Origin of the sequence: Sphingopyxis sp. H073, from assembly GCF_001468395.1 — a bacterium.
Classification (GTDB): domain Bacteria; phylum Pseudomonadota; class Alphaproteobacteria; order Sphingomonadales; family Sphingomonadaceae; genus Sphingopyxis.
Genome location: NZ_LNSG01000006.1, coordinates 76,462 through 94,304 on the forward strand (window position 1 = coordinate 76,462; position 17,843 = coordinate 94,304).

18 protein-coding genes are annotated in these 17,843 nt (G+C 60.7%); 11 read left to right on the top strand and 7 right to left on the bottom strand.

The features are described from left to right. Positions 1 to 38 precede the first annotated feature (38 nt). A complete protein-coding gene (locus ATE64_RS12900) occupies positions 39 to 3,443 on the bottom strand; it encodes a hypothetical protein (RefSeq protein ID WP_058455123.1) in 3,405 nt (1,134 codons plus the stop codon). A 528-nt stretch (positions 3,444 to 3,971) separates the two neighbouring features. Here ATE64_RS12900 and ATE64_RS12905 point away from each other — a divergent pair. After that, the gene (locus ATE64_RS12905; protein ID WP_231729079.1) at positions 3,972 to 4,976 is read left to right on the top strand and encodes a hypothetical protein; all 1,005 of its coding nucleotides are present in this window, start codon (positions 3,972 to 3,974) and stop codon (positions 4,974 to 4,976) included. 154 nt (positions 4,977 to 5,130) lie between these two features. Here the strand turns inward: ATE64_RS12905 and ATE64_RS12910 are convergent, their stop codons facing one another. Next, entirely contained in the window at positions 5,131 to 5,904 is a 774-nt protein-coding gene (locus ATE64_RS12910; protein WP_058455122.1) for a hypothetical protein, read from the bottom strand. Further along, entirely contained in the window at positions 5,891 to 6,760 is an 870-nt protein-coding gene (locus tag ATE64_RS12915) for a hypothetical protein (protein WP_040590188.1), read from the bottom strand. Before ATE64_RS12915 ends, ATE64_RS12910 begins: the two co-directional genes overlap by 14 nt. A gap of 351 nt (positions 6,761 to 7,111) precedes the next feature. Here ATE64_RS12915 and ATE64_RS12920 point away from each other — a divergent pair, with 351 nt between their 5' ends. From ATE64_RS12920 to ATE64_RS12955, 8 genes are all read left to right on the top strand, one after another. Continuing rightward, positions 7,112 to 7,444: a helix-turn-helix transcriptional regulator gene (locus ATE64_RS12920; RefSeq protein WP_003045066.1), complete on the top strand. Its 333-nt coding sequence runs from the start codon at positions 7,112 to 7,114 to the stop codon at positions 7,442 to 7,444. A 231-nt stretch (positions 7,445 to 7,675) separates the two neighbouring features. Next, positions 7,676 to 8,338, top strand: coding sequence for a thermonuclease family protein (locus ATE64_RS12925; protein ID WP_003045064.1), 663 nt, complete (start codon positions 7,676 to 7,678; stop codon positions 8,336 to 8,338). 74 nt (positions 8,339 to 8,412) lie between these two features. After that, positions 8,413 to 8,649, top strand: coding sequence for a DUF5818 domain-containing protein (locus ATE64_RS12930; protein WP_049754565.1), 237 nt, complete (start codon positions 8,413 to 8,415; stop codon positions 8,647 to 8,649). A gap of 612 nt (positions 8,650 to 9,261) precedes the next feature. Further along, positions 9,262 to 9,996, top strand: coding sequence for a cytochrome P460 family protein (locus ATE64_RS12935; protein WP_081611190.1), 735 nt, complete (start codon positions 9,262 to 9,264; stop codon positions 9,994 to 9,996). 60 nt (positions 9,997 to 10,056) lie between these two features. Next, on the top strand, positions 10,057 to 11,046 hold the full coding sequence (locus tag ATE64_RS12940) for a cytochrome P460 family protein (protein ID WP_058455121.1): 990 nt from the start codon (positions 10,057 to 10,059) through the stop codon (positions 11,044 to 11,046). 159 nt (positions 11,047 to 11,205) lie between these two features. After that, entirely contained in the window at positions 11,206 to 11,598 is a 393-nt protein-coding gene (locus tag ATE64_RS12945) for a RidA family protein (RefSeq protein WP_003045053.1), read from the top strand. A gap of 104 nt (positions 11,599 to 11,702) precedes the next feature. After that, positions 11,703 to 12,416, top strand: coding sequence for a hypothetical protein (locus ATE64_RS12950; protein ID WP_003045050.1), 714 nt, complete (start codon positions 11,703 to 11,705; stop codon positions 12,414 to 12,416). Between the two features lie 146 nt (positions 12,417 to 12,562). Further along, a complete protein-coding gene (locus ATE64_RS12955) occupies positions 12,563 to 13,474 on the top strand; it encodes a cation transporter (RefSeq protein WP_011540448.1) in 912 nt (303 codons plus the stop codon). A gap of 73 nt (positions 13,475 to 13,547) precedes the next feature. On the opposite strand, the gene grxC is transcribed toward ATE64_RS12955, so the two are convergent. The 4 genes from grxC to ATE64_RS12975 form a co-directional block, all read right to left on the bottom strand. Next, positions 13,548 to 13,823, bottom strand: coding sequence for a glutaredoxin 3 (gene grxC / locus ATE64_RS12960; protein ID WP_003045043.1), 276 nt, complete (start codon positions 13,821 to 13,823; stop codon positions 13,548 to 13,550). Positions 13,824 to 13,836: 13 nt separating this feature from the next. Continuing rightward, positions 13,837 to 14,352 (bottom strand): peptide-methionine (S)-S-oxide reductase MsrA, encoded by a 516-nt coding sequence (msrA, locus tag ATE64_RS12965; protein ID WP_011540447.1) that lies wholly within the window; start codon positions 14,350 to 14,352, stop codon positions 13,837 to 13,839. Between the two features lie 2 nt (positions 14,353 to 14,354). Continuing rightward, positions 14,355 to 14,798, bottom strand: a complete 444-nt coding sequence (gene msrB / locus ATE64_RS12970) for a peptide-methionine (R)-S-oxide reductase MsrB (RefSeq protein WP_003045036.1) — start codon at positions 14,796 to 14,798, stop codon at positions 14,355 to 14,357. Between the two features lie 96 nt (positions 14,799 to 14,894). Beyond that, a complete protein-coding gene (locus tag ATE64_RS12975; RefSeq protein WP_160328030.1) occupies positions 14,895 to 15,533 on the bottom strand; it encodes a peroxiredoxin-like family protein in 639 nt (212 codons plus the stop codon). 407 nt (positions 15,534 to 15,940) lie between these two features. Here ATE64_RS12975 and ATE64_RS12980 point away from each other — a divergent pair, with 407 nt between their 5' ends. Both ATE64_RS12980 and ATE64_RS12985 read left to right on the top strand, forming a co-directional pair. Next, positions 15,941 to 16,846: a LysR family transcriptional regulator gene (locus ATE64_RS12980; protein WP_058455120.1), complete on the top strand. Its 906-nt coding sequence runs from the start codon at positions 15,941 to 15,943 to the stop codon at positions 16,844 to 16,846. Next, a complete protein-coding gene (locus ATE64_RS12985; RefSeq protein WP_058455119.1) occupies positions 16,843 to 17,823 on the top strand; it encodes a YeeE/YedE thiosulfate transporter family protein in 981 nt (326 codons plus the stop codon). The genes ATE64_RS12980 and ATE64_RS12985 overlap by 4 nt, the downstream gene beginning before the upstream one ends. The last annotated feature ends 20 nt before the right edge of the window (positions 17,824 to 17,843 follow it).

Consider the following 17,843-nt stretch of genomic DNA (forward strand, 5'->3'; position numbering starts at 1 on the left):
GTCGATACAAGGAGCATGATTTCCTGACAATGAGGCCTTCAGCGTCCGCGCCCGCTGGGCTCTCGGCCGGGCAGCCCGCGATCGTAGGGATTACGGCCCTTAGATGGCTTCGACCGTTTCGCATTTTGTTTCGCTGTTCGCCGCTTGATCCCGAACGCCATGATCGCCGCGGCAGCCGCCATATCCTCGCTGGATCGAGCCGATGCCAACGCGCGCTTCAACCGGTCCGCCGCCTTCGGCGGATCGAACCGCACCGAACCGCGCTTGATCAGCAGCCACTCTTCGTCGAGCAGCGGATCGCCCATGTGCAGCAACCGGTCCGCTTCGTTTGCCCGCAGCGGCGCGGCTGGCCGCAAGCCGGAATCGACCATAAGATCATGCAGGATATCGCTCCGCGTCTCCTGTTGGACGAACCAGGCGGCGCGGGTGCGGGCGCGTAAGTCGGGCAGTGCCAGCCACTCGGCGCGAGACCCGAGGGCGTCGCGCAGCGTCTCCACCGTGTCCGGTGCCTCGGCATCCGCACGCCGCGCGAACAGGAAAGGGACAGGCGCACGGCGCCACAGCACGGCAGGATCGGCACCTTGGTGGGCGTCCATTAATTCGGCAGGCACCGGCGCGACGTGCGTGGCAGGTCGATCAAGCCAAGATGCCCGTCGCTTCTGCTCCACGTCCCAAGCCGTTGGCCGGCGCGCCGGATCGAGATCGGGTAGGTTCCTGAACATCTGCACACGCTTATCGACGATTGTCGAAAGCAGGTCCTGTCCCGCAGCACTCCGGATGTAAGGGGTATCGAACCAGCCGCGTGGGTCGTCGCGCAGATCGATCTGTAGCGCGCCGCGCCAGTGCACGATGCGAACAGGATAGGTCTCGATGACCGATTGTAGCATCTGGAGCTCGTTGATGGTCGGTTTGTCGGGAAACGGCCCATTGATTGAGGTGTCGGCAAGCCGCTTATACAAATCAGCAAACTTTTCTCGCCCATTGTGATGGATGGGTAGATAGTCGTCAGCGCGAACATCGCGTAGGATCTTGGCCTGCTTCGGCGCGACGGAAACAGAGTCTTCGGCGGGAATATCAAATTCTCGCGACAGCTCTGCACGCGGCGAAAGCCATGCGGGCACCGGCTGTGGTTCGCGGCCAGGTGTGAGCTCGCCCAGCCCCACCATATCGAGTCCGCGTGCGCCGAGCGATGCCATGGTCGGTAAGGGCTGATCGAGCGCGCGAGGCGGCGACAGTGCAAATTCTTGGTTGGCCTCCAGCTGGCGGCCTGACGCGATTTCGCGGGCCGCCTTCAAGCGCAGATCGCGCAATTTGATCCGCCGCCCAATCTCGGGAGTATCGCGCCAGCGCCTCACCGCCGTCTGCAGCCACGCGCTCTTGTCGACGAGATTATCATCATCCAGACCTGCCGGCCCGCGCTTCGCCAACAACGCGCCGACCTGGGCGAGTTCTTTCTGCTGGGTATCGCGGATCGCCGGAAGCCGCTTTCGATAGGGTGCGGCATTCAAATCGACGCCGTGGATCAAATCCTGAGGATCGTTGGCGGGAAGCACGACCAAGCGTCCGTCGACTTCGCTGAGAAGGAGCGGCGTCTCGGCGATGCGCTTCATCACCGCATTGGGATCCAGCATCGTTGCGGAGCTGACCTCGCTGGACAGCATTGCGTCGACAACGCGCGTCGGCTCAGGGTTCTGGATCGCAAGTCTCAGGTCTCGCTCGAGCCGTTCGCGAAGATCGGCGGCGGTGCGTTCAAGAAACTTCGCCTGCTCGCGGCGCTCGGCCATCGCGGCCTGTTCAACGACCAACTCCCGTTCGAGTTCATCGAGATAGGCTTCGGCCTCGTTACCCCGCCGGGTCCACGCGTCCGACAGATAGGTATCGTGTCCGTCCTTACGCGCCTTGTCTGCATAGCCCGGGGCAAATCGCGCAACGATACGCGGGTGGCTGCGTGCCATAGCGCACAGCGTTTCGATCTCGGCGGCCTCGGCGCGCAACCGGATCGCGGTATGCTCGTGATCGCGAAGCTCGCGCGCGAGCCGCTCCAGCCGGTCGCGGTCGTCAGAAGTGCGGACTTCGCGCACGCGCGCTTCGCGTAATTCGAAAGCCGCATCGGCATCCGCGAAATCCGCATCGCGCTTCGCCACCTGCTGCGCGAGCACCCGCGCCCAGCCGATCGCTGCATTGTCGAGCGACACATCCGGCGTATCTCCCGCGCGTTCGAGTACGGTGGCTTTGCCACCTACCTTGCGCATGGTTTGCGCATCCAGCCCCATCTTGGCGTAGGTTTCTGGCGAAAGCCGATAGTCAGCGTCAGCGGCCTTCAGTTCGACGTTGACGAGTCGCGCGATCTCGCAGCGGAACGGTTTCATGAAGCTGGTCGCGATTTGCGGCACGACGTGGGCGTCGAACGCCAGTTCACCGTCGCCATCGATGGTCACCGTACGCTTACCGACCTGGAAGTGCAGGTGCCAGTTCGTCAGGTTATTGAGCGCGTCGGGTTCATGCCGCACGAACAGGGCGGGCACGACCCGCTTTGCGTCAGCATCGCCGCTGTCAGAATTGGCGAGCGATTGCACCCAGGCGTTCGCGCCAACGAGAATGCGTTCGTGCGCCGCACCGTCGAGATGGGCGGGCAGCTCCGCCTCGCCCGCGATGACCGCATAGCTGCCGCGACCTTCGCTGAGCTTCACTGGCGGAGCCGCATCCGGCCAGCCGGGCAGTGCCTCCAGCCACTTCAGCGCGGCAGGCGCCTCCGGATCGATCCACGGCACACCAACCAACTGGCGCTTTTCGCCGAGCGCCTTGCCGCCATCCACTCGCCTCTGCTCGGCGTTGAGGATGTCACGCAAACCTTCGGGACAATCGTTGCGACGCGCAGCGCTGGCCAGAAACTCAGGCGCGAGTTCATATTTGATGTTGAGACGCGGCGGTCCGGCGGATTTGTTCTGGCGCCGCCCAAACTCGTGCGCTTCGACCGCGTCCCACTGCCTGGCTCGCTTGACCGGATCCGGATCGAGCGTCGTGATGAGGATCTGGCGATCGTCTTGGCCATGATCCTGCGTATAGCGGTCGAACGCCGCAGGGCGCCGCTCCTCTGCCGCCAGCTCTGGCTCCGCATTCGGATCGCCGATCTTACCCGTCGCATAATCATCGAAGGCGGCCGCCGATCGCTCGCGAGTTACGTTGCGCGCCAGGTGGAAGCTGCGCTCCCCCGCCGCGCTCGTCAGCCGCGACGTGTCCGGCACGCTCGGAATGCCGAACCACGCTCGACGGGCGGGAGCCGCTTTCCCGCGTTCCCAGCGCTGCGCGGAATCAAGGCTGGCCCGAACCTTGCCGCGCAGGAGCCCCAGGGGATCGTCGAGTTCGGTCTCCGCCAGGTCGAGCGGCAAGTCACGGATGATCCGCTTTACCGCGCGCCTACGAAAAGTTCCGATCGGATCCATGATCTCCAGTCCACGCTTCCAAAGGCGGGCAGCGCCCGTCCTACCAGCCCGCGGCAGGCGCCCGCTCGGGAAGTCCCGAGCGAAACCGACCTTCCTAATCCGAAGGATATCATGTTGATGTTAGCTTCCACAATCGAAGAATGGGCAGCTAACCTATTTCGCAAAAAATATTCAGTTACTCCCGATATATTCTCGATATCTTATTCAGATATTATGGATACATTACCGATATTTCGCAAGATATTTAGTTAAGAGATTTTGAACTCGAACCGGATATCTCTCAGCATGAGAGAATATCGGCTTCAGATACTATCTGACTTGCAACGATACCCGATCTCGGTGGCGGCGAAGTCGACCCAATATCCGGTCTTTGGATATTTAAATGCTCGTTGTAATATCCATGCACCAATTTGCAGTGGAACAACGAGCTTGAATGTCAGGTTTTAGCGACGAGCCGTGCCTTATCAGCGACAGAATGGCTCGTCGTTCACCGGGGCTCCAACCTACCGACCAAGCAAGGAGATAATCATGAAAAACTTGCTTGCCGAGGCCATGGCGCGCGTAATCGTCGAAGGTATGGCTGCGCATTCTGCCCAGATGGAAAAATTGACGCGCGAACTTGAAGTCGCCATCATCCAAGCCGCCCAAGCGAGTGGCAAAATCGTCACGATCGAAACCATGTTCGCGGGCCAGGATCTGAATGGACCGGCTTTTGCCGACCTCCGCAAGACCTTGCGCAACCCGGGCCTAAAGCTTGAGGCGACGATCAGTGAATTGCGCCGGTCCGAAGCTTACTTCATCAGAGCATACGACAATTACGTCGCCGGATACTCTGACCAGCGGGCGATAGAGCTGCGCTGGGCAGAGCTCCGGCTTGCGATCGCACGCCTCTTCTACGACGATATGATCCGATCTGTGCCGGCTAAACCGCGCACCCAAGCGCGGCCAAAAGCGGAGCGCTCAACGAGCGTCATCGGGTTCGAGATGGATGCATTCTCTGCCGATGAGCAGAAAGCGCTTCGTCAAGCGATCCGTAATCGCGAAGAAGCAATCAGGCAGTTGGAGACCATCATCCGCCGAGGCGGCGCGACGTCGGACACTACGCATCTCATCTGTAGCTATTTGCGCGATCCGAACAAGATCGAGCAGGTAAACCGCTGGCTCACCGCCGAGCAGAGAAAGGCGCATCATAACAACCCGGAACCTGAAGATGACGTCCAGCCGATGGCTGCCGTTGCCGAGCCGCTGCAGATGGACACTCCGCCGAGCCGCAATGGTCAAGACAATGAAAAGCTGTGGCCGCCACGTCGGGAAGCACCTCGAACAGATCCGGTCGTTGCCCAGAGACTTGTCGAGTGGCTCCGGGCCGGCCCCAATAAGATTCGGAAACTGTACGCGCGGTCGTCTACAGGGGATATTCGGCTTAACGCCCGACCGGACGCACCACCGGTCGCCGACATGTTCGAGACCGCAGTTGATCACCCGTTGGTTCAAAATGAACTATCAGCAATATGCGCGCGTCTCGAGCTATAACACACTTCGTTCGGCGCGGGTTGGCTCCTTTCACTTACCTGCCTCGTTGGAGCTGGGGCCGAGGCTCCCTAAGCTAGCGGTCGCGCACAGTAATAGCGGCGCCGCCTCGTCGTGATCACGCCAGCACAGCACTAATTGCGCCACCGAATAGGATTCACCGAGCTAGACCGCCCGCACCGACGATGACGGACAACAAATGGCTTGTCAGCGCAGACGCGCCCTTTCGGTAGGCGATTTCACCCCAATCATCCCAACGGTGCACCCGCTCGGCGAGCCAGGCGAAGAGGTCGTCACGCGATTTTGCATCGGCGAAGGACTGCGACCACGCGATATTGCGCGTCGGCATCCGCGCGCCAACCTTAAGTCCGGTCAACGTCACCAGGTATCGACTTCCCAAATCTTCGCGCGCGAACAGATGGCGACGAAACCCAACCTGCTGCTCAAAGGTGATCAGCGCCCGCTCTCGTGCCTCGGCGTCGAGCCCCTTGCTCGCACTGACCGCCGCCACAACCGCCGACATCGGCAGGCGCTCGAATTCCGGCTCGCGCGTGGCCTGCAGCATCATGAGGACCGACTTCCCCAATGAGCTCAATCCCCCATCGAAGACGTTCCTCCCCTCCGATGTCTCGACCATACCGATGCTGGCGAGCCAGCACTGATAGAATCGCCAGAACATCATGTCCCCGCCGAAAACATCGTGGTTGCTCTCCGTGCCAAACCAGCTCGCATTGATCGCGGTCATTACCCTCAGCATCAGTTCATGCTGTTCGGGTGCGAAGTGGACCGGCGGGAAGCCAAGTTCTCCTTCCCAGAAGGCGTCCCTGACGCTCGACCAATGGCGTCCCGCTGCATCCTCGTAGCCGCGCGGATTGGCTCGAAACCACCATCCCCATGGGAGCTCGCTGGCGTGGCGATCAAAGTCGGCCACGGCCACCTCCGCGACTGGGATCGAGGCCGATCGGCGGCGGCTGGTCGTCGCGCTGGGGCGCTGCGTCCCCCTCCGCGATCGCGCGCAGCTGGGCAGCGAGCGCAACCGTTTCCCGGACAACATAGGCATCGTCGCGATAGGTCCGTGCGAGTTCCGATGACTTGGGCCTGGAGGAACCCTGCGCATGCCTGGGAATGAGATCGTACGCATGATCGCAACTGAAGCCGAACCACCATGCGTGCGGGTCTTCGACCCGGTGATCGGTAGCGTGCGTTACCGGATGGTAGACCGCCGGGCGTAATGTCACGTGGCAGATACGGCGCGCCTCGACGGCTAAACGACGCGCCGGACTCGGCCCTTCCTCGCACAGTCTTGAATAGGTCAAACCGCCATGCACCTCGATCCCGATGTCCGACGGAACTGCGCCATTATCCCAGCCCCAGAGTGGGTGGTCGTGGGGAATGCCGACATATCCGGACAGAAAACCATCTTCCGTGTCACGCAAGATGATGCAGTCATAGCCACTCGCCTCGTCGCGCCAGCTGATCTTGTCCGCCTCTCCGAGCCACGGCCCCTTGCCATCGGGCCGCGCTGCCTGATCATAGAATATTTCTTCCGCGGGAACGACGCACGCGCGGGTCGCATAAGCGCGACCGGTTACGAGAACGACGCCGCCCTCTCGCATGACATCGCCTCCGTCGCCGATCAGCTTCGCCAGAGCGAGGTCGGAGCCGAGGATCGGCAGCAGTGTGCCGTCCGTGGCCGGCGCAACGGCAACCGTGGCTGCCTTTCGCATCACGGACGTCTTGCGCTGCCCAGCGGGCACTAGCGCCTTGGACTTGGTGGTTTTAGCCATTTCTTCTCTCCAACTTAATCTGCGGCACGGATGCTGATCGCTTCCGGCTACGCGTCATGGTGCTGCCCCCGGGGCGGTCTCCGAGTGCGTATCATTTTCGCATGTCGGCCAAGCGATGATCGGTCCGAGACCCCAGGTTTCGCTGCCGAGTGGACTGCCCAGATGCGAGGGTGGGGAATGGTATCCCGACGGTGGTTCATGCGATGCCATCAGTAAGATTCGTAGTTACGTTATCGTTCGCTATATCAGACAACGACTAGAGTCAATCGGTCGGACGAAGTCGTTCGTTTGACCGAACGCTCTTTGATTCCTATGGCGTTGCTCTCATGTTAGGTTGTGTCGAGGGAGGTCATGGACATGTCGTTGGCGATGAGGCTGCAGAACCTTCGCACGGCAAAGCGGCAATCGCTTCAAACAGTGGCTGACGCCATCGGTGCGTCGAAGGCGCATATCTGGGAGCTTGAGAAAGGCACCGCCAAGAATCCGTCGATCGAACTTGTCCGAAAGCTCGCCGATCATTTTGAGGTATCTATCGCAAGCCTTGTCGGGGAGAAGCCGGACGAAGATAGCGATGACGAGCATTTGCTCGTCATGTACCGTGATCTGAAATCTCTCGATCACCAAGATCGCTTGGTTCTTGGAGACATTATAAAGGGAATGCAGAACCGTCGGTCCGGGCGGTAGCGGAGCGGGCGCTCTTAGCACTGGTTCTAATGCCCTACCCATACCGTCGTGGTCGTCACCGGCGCCACGTCCGCAGCAAAGGAGTTCGGCGCGGTCGGCGCTTTGGTCGATTCGGCTATTGCCGGTTCTGTCAGCCGGTCTTTGGGACGAATATTCGCATAGCGGACATTCGGCTCGATCGATCGAGGATGTTCAAGAAATTGGTAAGTTAACCGCGCTAGAATCCTTCCCATGAAATGGCTTTTTGTAATCGCACTCGCGCTGACCCCGCTTTCCGCGTCCGCGCAGGACATTAGTGGAACGGGCCGTGCAAAGGACGGCGACTCCCTCGACATGGCAGGGATTGCCGTCCGCTTACATGGCGTCGATGCCCCCGAGCTTTATCAGACATGTTCGCGGCAGGGTCAAAGCTGGGCATGTGGGAAAGAAGCGATGGCGAAATTGGGGCAATTGGTGAATGGTGCCGAATTGCGCTGTGAGCAGCGCGATGTTGATGACTATGACCGGATCGTCGCCAGCTGCACCGCGCGGCAGATAGATCTAGGCCAAGCCATGGTCGAAGCGGGCCTTGCAGTTGCGTTGCCTCAGTTTAGCGATCGCTATCTCGGCGCCGAGGCGCGCGCCAAGGCCCTCAAACTAGGCATCTGGAGTTCCGACTTCCAAAAGCCAGCGGACTATCGGGCCGCCAATCCCAGGGCACATCGGCCCAAGCCGCAGGCATCCGCCGTGCGTCAGCCTATTGCATCACCGGCGCCGTCCGGCGTCTATTACCGCAATTGCAATGCGGCATGGGCAGCGGGTGCTGCGCCGTTATACCGCGGTCAGCCGGGATATCGGCCAGAAATGGATGGCGACGGTGACGGGGTGGCTTGCGAGCCATTTCGGCGGCGCTGAGCATTTAGGCTGGGTTGAAAGGCCTTCATCCAAAGTTTCTGGCGCGGTGTTGCGACTTTGGGTAGGCCAACGACATGATGATGATCGGCACGAGAATCGAAGAGACGGGAACCTTGCTCCGCGACGCGGGCGGATTCTCGCTTCGCCGTGACCTTGGCGGTCGGTGGCGCCTCGACCTCCACCGCGTTCCGGTCGACCATATCGAAAAGCGTGTTCGCATTACCGGCATCGTGGTCGGTGAAGACCTGGTCGATGTCGACGGTGTGGCTCCCGAGAATATTGCTTCTTCGCCGCTGGCGGCCGGCGCGTAGCCCCACTGCACCACCTGCACCGCTAGAACAAATATTTGAGCGCCTGCCATGCCCCGACGAGGAATGAGCCACCCATCAACGCGGTCGCAATCCAGAATTCGATAGCGAGCGCCCGGTCGCGCCATTTGGTTCCGCGTACTTGCATAGGCTCGGCATGACAGCGCGAAATATTGTAGGAAAGCGATTAATCCACGCTTGGTGGCGACAAAATCCTACGGAATAGGCGACACCCCCCGAACTCACATTCAGGCGTGCGATACCGCCGACTCTGGCCGTTTTCGGTCAGGCCGCTTTCAGTCTGAACCGAAGAGAAGCGGACGTTCGCCGTGCGCCGGCTGGCCATGGGCGACTGCGGCTCGCACAACCGATTCTCGATCTGGCGATTTCATCCGGGCGAAGATTTTGCGTTGCATATACCCCGTAGGTTGAGCAGCTCGCGCTCAACGTCGTCGGTCGAGCAACGACCAGCATACTCATTAGCTGAACGGCACATAAATTGTCGAAAACATTGAACCGACCAATAAAATCACTTAGTTCAATGGGTTATATAAAAATTATAGGCCTTCAAACTATTGAAACTATACCGACCGGCTATTGGACATCTCTCCCACGATGCTTGATGATCAGATACCATATATTGATTTCAAGAAGAGGACGGGTGCCGTGACTCCAGTCTATAATCAATCGTTTTTGAGCGTCGCGAGTGCGGCTTTCCTGCTATCGACACTTTCGGCTTGCGGCGGCGCATCAGGGGAAGGCGAGAAATCCGACAGTGCGGAACCGCGAACGCAAGCGGCCGTCGCTCGCGACCCCAATTATCCCGAGATCGATATCCCGCCCGTTTGGGATGCCAAAGGACAGCTGGTCCAACCAAAAGACTTTCGCGAGTTGGTCTTCCTCGGGGCGCCGCTGACACCGCACGGTCTTAACGGCGGGAAAGCGTCTTTTCCCGAGTTCCACAATGTCTACACGCAGCCAGCAGCCTTCAAGGCCTATCGGGCGACCGGCAAATGGCCTGAAGGCACCATGATGATCAAGGAACTACAGCTCGTCAGTGATCCGAAAGGCGAATTTCCTGACGGATCAACGACGGCACCATCCGGGCGAGGATATTTTCCCGGTCCGCCCAATGGCCTCGACGTTTCAGTCAAGGACAGCAAACGGTTCGCCGATTCAAATGGCTGGGGCTATTTCAACTTCAATCATTCCGCTCCGCCCTATCTGGCCACGGCAGCGCTCAAATCCGTCGACGAATGCGCGGGGTGCCACATCGCCAATGCAGAAGACATGGTCTACATCAAATTCTACAAGCCCATACTCGATCCGCTACCGCTCCCCCGCGGTTGACATGACGCTGCTGCAGCCATCGGCGTCTGCGGCGCGACAGGCGATGCAAGAGCAGCGGCCATGCTCAGTGCTCATAGGAACGACGATTTGCTGACCGGGAAGACCATTGCGGTCATCTGCGCCGTCGCGCTGTTCACCACAGCCTGCGGCAAAAAGAGCGATGCGGGTGCGCCCGACGATACTTACGCGTCGCTGGTCAACAAAGATGGGACGATCTCCTTTCCCGCAGACTTCCCCGAGAGTTACATGTTCATTGGCACCTGGTCGGTCACGGCGCCCTCGGGAGAGGCAGAAATTCATTCCGTCTATTCCCGACCGGCGGATGTTGACGCCTTTCGGAGCGCGGGGAAATTTCCTGACGGCGCAGTCTTGATCAAGGAAGTCACAATTGCGAAGAGCGCCGACCTCGTCACAGGCCGCGCATCCTGGGCCGGTGATCGCAAGATTTGGTTCCTCATGGTGAAGGATCGCAAGGGACGGTTCGCGGGCAACCCCCTCTGGGGTGACGGGTGGGGCTGGGCGCAATTCGACCCGACCGACACCAAGAAGCAAACGGCGACGAATTACCAAACCGACTGCAAATCATGCCACATTCCGGCCAAGTCATCCGAATGGGTTTACACCTATGCCTACCCAGCGCTGGGTGAGAAAGGCCAAGTCGGCCTGCCGGTGAATTCACATAGAGGTAACCCGCCCGGGATAGTTCCCGCCGTCGCAACGCAGGCCATGACGAGCGGCGTGGCTTCAGGCAAGATGGCTTTCGACAAGACTTGCAGGGCATGCCACTCCATAAACCTTGGTGGTGCCGGCATCGGACCAACGCTGGCTGGCGTCGTCGGCCGCAAGGCGGGCACCGTGCCAAACTTTGATTATTCGGACCAGATACGGAATTCCGGCATAACCTGGACAGCCGACAATATTGACAAACATATCGAGGCGCCAAAATCCTTCATTCCCGGGAATCGCATGGGAAATCTCTTCCCCAACGGGATCAAGGATCCGGGTCAGCGCCGCGATATCATCGTCTATCTGAAAAGCGTCGCACAGTAGTCGACGGCGGCTTCCCGCTCGCGAGCGGCGGTAAGACGCATGAGCCACTGAAGGTGGCTAGTCAGATTGATGCTTGAGGCACAAAACAACTCAACGGACTATTCAGCCAAGGGCGATTTTTTGCCAAGGCCCGAATGTCCTCAATCAAAGGAATGACACATGGCCAAACGTGATGCGGTTTTCCCCGCAAACCGACATGCTCTCTACGAAGAGCATGGATATTCCGCAGCGATCCGGTCGGATCGTTTGCTTTTCGTATCCGGCCAGGTCGGAAGTCGTGAAGACGGTTCGCCGGAACCAGAGTTCGCGGAGCAGGTTCGGCTGGCCTTCGCAAATCTGGAAGCGACCCTGCTGGCTGCGGGATGCGGATTTGACGACATCGTCGATCTAACGACTTTCCATACCGATCCCGAAAATCAGTTCGAAACGATTATGGCCGTGAAGAGCAAGATCTTCACTGAAGCGCCTTATCCGAACTGGACAGCACTTGGTGTGAACTGGCTGGCCGGATTCGATTTCGAGATCAAGGTAATCGCCCGCATTCCAGACTGACCGCAACCCGTGCTAGGCCAGTAAAATCCGAAACGAAAGAAAGTCGCGTCATCGCTGATTTCCTCGGAGCTGGCCTTTGGGGCCTGTTTACAGCCAGCGGCCTTTTGATCGGTGCCGTTGTCGCGGACCTGTTTTCAAACCGGCTGTCTCATCGCCTCATCGCGACCGTGATGGGGTTTGGCGGCGGCGTGCTTATCGCCATTGTCGCTGTCGAGCTTATGGGGAACGCAATCAAAACTGGCATGTCCGCCGCTGCGATCACAGCGTTGCTGGGAGGGGCGGCAATCTTCAGCGGCATCAACTGGTATCTCGCCACAAGCGGCGCGAAAAATAGGAAACGTTGCGGCGAATGCGTGAAGCAAACGACCGAAAATGAGCATGCCGGAAGCGGCGTCGCGATTGCTGTTGGGACGGTTCTTGACGGCATTCCCGAAGCACTCGTGATCGGCCTGTCTATGGTTGGCGGCGGGAAGATCGGGATGGGCGTCGTCGCCGGGTTTTTCCTCGCCAACATTCCTCAGGGACTCTCAAGCGCCTCGGGGATGAAGCTGGCTGGACGATCACGACGCTACATTTACGCGATCTGGGCGGGCATCCCGCTCCTGATAGGGCTCACAGCCGCCTTCGGGAATTTTGCTTTGGGATCAGTCTCAACCGACGCAACGACGGTCATTCTCTGTTTCGCTGCAGGCACGGTGCTGGCGATGCTCGCGGAAACCATGATCCCGGAAGCCTTCGATCACGCGCCGCCGATGATCGGTTTGATTACCGTGACGGGCTTTCTTTCGGCGTTTCTGCTGGTGCAACATCATGTTTGATATGCGGGGCGGGCTTGAATAGCAGATCTTACTGCAGCTTCATCCTTAGGTCAGGCCAGTTGGAAATACATCGCCGGCAGCGTAACTCGCTACGATAACAGCCTCAGGTGACGGCCCTTGGACCGCTGTAATATTGGAGATGGAAATTGGGACCGCATTCGGAGCGCAAGGAACAACGGCTTCTCCTGTTCTCCGCCACCGGCACCCTCGCCCTTTCCCTTGTTGGCATCGCTATTGGCCTGTTGAGCGGCGCAAAGTCGATCTTGTTCGACGGTGTGTACAGCCTTGCCGACGCAGGGCTTACGCTGGCCGCCTTTTTCGCCGCGCGGCTGATCGCGCGTGGCGCAGACCGCCGGTTCCAATATGGCTACTGGCACATCGAGCCGATGCTTGGGTTCGTCAACGGCAGCGTTCTGCTCCTCGCCTGCGCCTATGCATTGATTGACGGAGTAGACACCGTGATGATGGGAGGACGGAACGTGAGTTTCGGGCCCGGTATCGGATATGCCGGCGCGAGCGCGCTCATCGGCTTCGGGATGTATATTTATATCCGGCGCCGCGCTCGCGGCCTCGGGTCCTCGCTTCTGAATATCGACGCGGCCGCGTGGCTTTTCGGCGCACTTCTCAACGCCGGGCTGAGCGCCGCATTTGTCACCGCGGTCGTGCTCGAGGGAACGCAGGCGGAGAAGCTCTCGGCCTATTTCGATCCGGCAATCCTCATCCTCCTTGCAATCTTCCTGGCTCCGCTTCCCCTTCGGGCCTTGGCAGCGGCCGGTCGCGAGATACTGCAGATCGCGCCAGCCGATCTCGATGCGCAGGTCAGCAGCATCGCACGCGAAGTCGCGGCACGGCACGGCTTCGTCGAGCATCAATCCTATGTGACCCAGGTCGGCCGCGCAGGGTTTATCGAGATCGGCTTTGTCGGTGCCGCGGCATCGACCACGATGACGCTTGGCGAGCAGGACGCCATTCGTCAGGAATTTGCGGACGCGATGGGCGGGCTGCGCCCCGGATATTGGCTCACGATCGACTTCACGGCCGATCGCCGTTGGCTCTAAGCGCGAGCAACTCCGGGGCGGCTCACGGTAACGCGCAAACGGGCGCCCGCTGTTCGGCGGACGCCCGTTAGTTTCAGACGAGCATCTTTTCGCGCAGCAGCAAATCGAGGCCGCCGTCGGCATCGAGCGCCACCAGATCATCCGACCCGCCCACATGCGTACCGTTGATGAAGATCTGCGGAACCGTCCTGCGTCCACCAGACGCTGTCTGCATTGCACGGAACTGCACCGGATCATCTTCGACGTCGATTTCGATCCAGTCGGTCACCCCCTTGGCGCGAAGATGCGCCTTGGCCCGGTGACAAAAGGGGCAATAGTCCTTGGTATAGAGGGTTATGTTCGGTTTCATTTCATGTCTCCGATCAAGCTGCCTCAGACCGCTCGCCGGCCGATGGAAGGACCCAGGCGGCGCGCGGAAAGTGGCAGGTGTAACCATTGGGACGGCGCTCCAGATAATCCTGGTGCTCCGGCTCCGCCTCCCAGAAGGGGCCAATCGGCTCCAACTCGCTCGCTACCTTTCCCGGCCAGAGGCCGGATGCGTTGACGTCCGCGATCGTCTGCAACGCGGTTTCACGCTGCGCTTCGTCGGCATAATAGATCGCCGAGCGATAGCTCCCGCCGCGGTCGTTGCCCTGGCGATTGCGCGTGGTCGGATCGTGGATCTGGAAGAAAAATTCGAGGATCCGGCGGTAGCTGATCTGATCGGGATCGAAATTGATCTCGATCGCCTCGGCGTGCGTGCCGTGGTTGCGATAGGTCGCGTTCGGCACATCGCCGCCGCTGTAACCGACACGGGTGCTGACGACGCCGGGGAGTTTGCGGATCAGGTCCTGCATGCCCCAGAAGCAGCCGCCGGCAAGGATGGAACGTTCGGTCATGATCAATTCTCCTCGATCTGGTTCAGAAATTCGGAATAGCCCTCGGCTTCCATGTCATCGCGGTGGACGAAGCGGAGTGAAGCCGAGTTGATGCAGTAGCGCTGGCCGCCACGGTCGCGCGGACCGTCGGGAAACACATGTCCCAAGTGGCTGTCGCCATGAGCCGAGCGCACCTCGGTGCGGATCATCCCGTAGCTGTCGTCGCGTATTTCATCGACATTGGCGGGGACGATGGGCTTGGTGAAGCTCGGCCATCCACTGCCGGAATCGAATTTGTCGGTCGAGGCGAACAAGGGCTCGCCGCTGACGATATCGACGTAGATGCCGGGCTCCTTATTGTGCAGCAGTTCCCCACTGCCGGCACGCTCGGTGCCGCCTTCCTGGGTGACATGGCGCTGTTGGGGCGTCAGCTTCGCAATGGCTTCGCTGGTCTTGAGGTAGGTCATTCGATATCTCCTTTGTCTGACAGTTGCGGCACGTCTTTCCACCCCGGTGCGCCGCATGCGCGCCGGTGGAGACAGTCCCGAAATTCGAAATTTGGCTCAGAGGCGGTCGAGGATGCTCATGAGAACCGCCGGGTCGAGCCGGTTGCGATAATTGGGATCGAGAAAACTATATCTGATGATCCCGTCGGTACTGATCACATAGGTTGCCGGCATCGGAATGCGCCAGTCGGCGCCGTCGTCGCCTGCGACCATCCCGTCCGCAAGCGCCGCCCGGCGCATACTCTCGGGCAGTTCGAAGGCGAGGCCATAATCGCTCGCGACCGTCATTCCGCGATCGGCGAGCAACGGAAGCGTCATTTCCTCGGCCCGCGCCATTGCGATGCTGTCGGCGAGCGGCTGCGGGGAGATCGCGAGCAGGCTCGCTCCTCTATCCTCGACCGCTTGCGCCGCCTTCGACATCGCCCGAAGTTCGGCGCGGCAGAAGGGGCACCATCCGCCGCGAAAGAAACTCAGGACCACTGGTCCGCCAATCAATCGGCCACGCAGCGAGACTGTGCCGCCGAGGGCGTTTTCCAGCAGGAACTCCGGCGCGACATCTCCGGCCTGGACAGCCGAGACCTCGATGCCCATGGCCAGGATCTGCCGATCGCCTTCGGCGATTGCCACCCTCCCCTCGTCGCCGGCTGCCTGGAAATAGGCTTGCTCGATCATGCTCATGTCCGTTCGGAAGTTCATTCGACTCTTCTGCATCGAAAATTGGGGAGGGGAAAGGCTGGCGCGGCTCGCGCCAGCCTTTCCTTCAATGTCCACCTCGAGCCGGGCGCCGGGAGTCACGCCCAGCCCAAGGTGGATCGAGCGAAGCGACGAAGCCGGGAAGGGGAATTACCGGCTCGGACGTCGCGTCCGGGCTCGAGGCTTTTGCGGCGGTAAGGGAAGGCCGCCGCAACCCGCAAGGAAACGGACCCCGCGATCCAGGGCCGCGAAAGCGGCGTCGGTTCTGATCTGGCATTCATGATGGTCATCTCAAAACTCCAGGAGGCTTTGTCTCGGGTCCGTTTTTGCGGATGAGCCGTATTTAGGCTGTAGCGATTGCTTGCGGCAGATGGGTTGAGTCGATAGGACCTATTCCGCAGGGGAATGAAATGGATCGACTTGCCGTCATGGAGCAGTTCCTCGCCGTGGCCGAGGCGGGTTCCTTTTCCGCGGCGGCGCGACGGCGCAATGTCGGTCAGCCATCGATTTCGAAAGCCGTGGCGCAGCTTGAGGCCTATCTCGGCGTCCGGCTGTTCCAGCGCTCAACCCGCAGCCTGACGCTCACCGAGGCGGGCCGTCGCTACCGCGACGGCGCCGAGCGTGCGATTGCAGCCGCCGCCGCCGCGGAGATTGCCGCCAAGGAAGACGGGGGCCGTCTCGCCGGACCGGTGCGCGTCGTGGTCCCGACTTGCCTTGCCCGGCTGCATCTCGTGCCGCGTCTCCGGGAATTCTCTGATCGCTTTCCCGAAGTCACGCTCGATCTGGAGATCACCGATCGCGAAACCGATGTCGTGGCATCGGGCGTGGATATCGCGCTGCGAATTGGCACGCTCGCCGACACCGCGCTCGTCGCCTCTCGCATGGCGCGCACGCGGATGGCGCTGGTCGCGAACAAGGCCGAAAATGGTCTCGACGCCCCGCACAATTTCATGGGGCAGCCCGCGATCATCTCGCGCCTTCATCATGCGAAGAATAGCTGGGTCTTCCGCGATGGCAGCGCGCGCATCGCGATCATGGTGCATCCTGCGCTCATTCTCGACAGCGACGACGCAGCCCGGTCGGCAGCGCTTGCCGGTCTCGGCTATGCGATGTTGCCCCGGCCCTTCGTCGCCGATCTGATCGATACCGGCGATCTTGTCGAGTTGCTGCCCAACCATATGCTCGAAGACATTGATCTATGGGCCCTGCTGCCGGCTGGCCGCGACCAGACCGCGAGAGTGCGCGCTTTTCTCGACTGGCTCCGCCCGCAGATGAACGCGATCTTTGCCGATGAGCGACCCGGCTTGCTCTCATGAACGCTATTGCGGTTGCCATCGCTGCTTCGATGCTGAGTTTTGCGATGGGTTTCGCGATCAGGCGGGGGACGGTCTGCGTGGTCGTTGCGGCGCAGGATCTTGTCGTGCGGCGCCGACCCGACAAGTTCATCGGGTTCGCGACGGCGGCTTGCTGGTCAGGGCTTCTGCTTGTTCCACTGGCATGGACCGCACCAGCTGTTTTCCATCTGTCCCCGGGCTACGACCAGCTGATCCAGGCTTTCCTGTTCGGGTGTCTTTACGGGATCGGCGCGTGGGCGAACCAGGCTTGCGGCTTTGGAACACTCGCGCATTTGACCGGCGGCAGGCTCGGATATCTTCTGACCCTCGCCGGCTGGGTAATCGGCGCCTCGTTCATATCCAAAGTCTACAGGCCCCAGCAAATTCCCGAGCCCTCGCTGCTTGCGACGTCACCGCTCGCCGCGATAGCGGCGTGGCTGGCCTTCGCCGCAGTCTGCTGGTGGAGCTGGCCGCGCCTGCGACTGTTGCGCCGCCGGTCGCGCTGGCGCAAGATGCTGCTTGGACGCGCGCGGATGCGTCCCTTCGAGGCCATGCTCATCATCGGCATCGGCGGCGGCCTGCTGTACGCCTGCGCCGGGAGCTGGACCTATCTGGGCCTCCTGTCCAGCTACCCCTCGCAGCTCGTCATGCACGATTTCGCCCCGATTTCTCCTTTGCCGGCGCTTTTGGGCACCGCGATGATGATCGGCGGCGGACTATTTGCAGCCGTCCGCTCCGCCGGCTTCCGGTTGCGCGGCACCAACTGGCGTCAAGGCTCGCGGCATCTCGTCGGCGGCACCATCATGGGGTTGGCCACCCAGCTCATCCCGGGCGGCAATGGGGTCATCATCGTCTACGGGCTGCCCTCCTTCGCTCCCCATGCCCTGACCGCCTATTTCGGGATGACATTGACCCTCATGCTCATCTTCGCCGCCACAAACTATTCCCGCAGGGCATAGAAACCATGCCCACGGGCCAA

Excerpts from the sequence above, each read along its gene's own strand:
- ATE64_RS12930 (WP_049754565.1), top strand. The coding sequence starts at position 8,413 with ATGATGATGATCGGCACGAGAATCGAAGAGACGGGAACCTTGCTCCGC.
- ATE64_RS12900 (WP_058455123.1), bottom strand. The coding sequence starts at position 3,443 with ATGGATCCGATCGGAACTTTTCGTAGGCGCGCGGTAAAGCGGATCATC.
- ATE64_RS12940 (WP_058455121.1), top strand. The coding sequence starts at position 10,057 with ATGCTCAGTGCTCATAGGAACGACGATTTGCTGACCGGGAAGACCATT.
- msrB (WP_003045036.1), bottom strand. The coding sequence starts at position 14,798 with ATGACCTACCTCAAGACCAGCGAAGCCATTGCGAAGCTGACGCCCCAA.
- msrA (WP_011540447.1), bottom strand. The coding sequence starts at position 14,352 with ATGACCGAACGTTCCATCCTTGCCGGCGGCTGCTTCTGGGGCATGCAG.
- ATE64_RS12945 (WP_003045053.1), top strand. The coding sequence starts at position 11,206 with ATGGCCAAACGTGATGCGGTTTTCCCCGCAAACCGACATGCTCTCTAC.
- ATE64_RS12975 (WP_160328030.1), bottom strand. The coding sequence starts at position 15,533 with ATGAACTTCCGAACGGACATGAGCATGATCGAGCAAGCCTATTTCCAG.
- ATE64_RS12925 (WP_003045064.1), top strand. The coding sequence starts at position 7,676 with ATGAAATGGCTTTTTGTAATCGCACTCGCGCTGACCCCGCTTTCCGCG.
- grxC (WP_003045043.1), bottom strand. The coding sequence starts at position 13,823 with ATGAAACCGAACATAACCCTCTATACCAAGGACTATTGCCCCTTTTGT.
- ATE64_RS12935 (WP_081611190.1), top strand. The coding sequence starts at position 9,262 with ATGCTTGATGATCAGATACCATATATTGATTTCAAGAAGAGGACGGGT.
- ATE64_RS12985 (WP_058455119.1), top strand. The coding sequence starts at position 16,843 with ATGAACGCTATTGCGGTTGCCATCGCTGCTTCGATGCTGAGTTTTGCG.
- ATE64_RS12905 (WP_231729079.1), top strand. The coding sequence starts at position 3,972 with ATGAAAAACTTGCTTGCCGAGGCCATGGCGCGCGTAATCGTCGAAGGT.
- ATE64_RS12980 (WP_058455120.1), top strand. The coding sequence starts at position 15,941 with ATGGATCGACTTGCCGTCATGGAGCAGTTCCTCGCCGTGGCCGAGGCG.
- ATE64_RS12920 (WP_003045066.1), top strand. The coding sequence starts at position 7,112 with ATGGACATGTCGTTGGCGATGAGGCTGCAGAACCTTCGCACGGCAAAG.
- ATE64_RS12915 (WP_040590188.1), bottom strand. The coding sequence starts at position 6,760 with ATGGCTAAAACCACCAAGTCCAAGGCGCTAGTGCCCGCTGGGCAGCGC.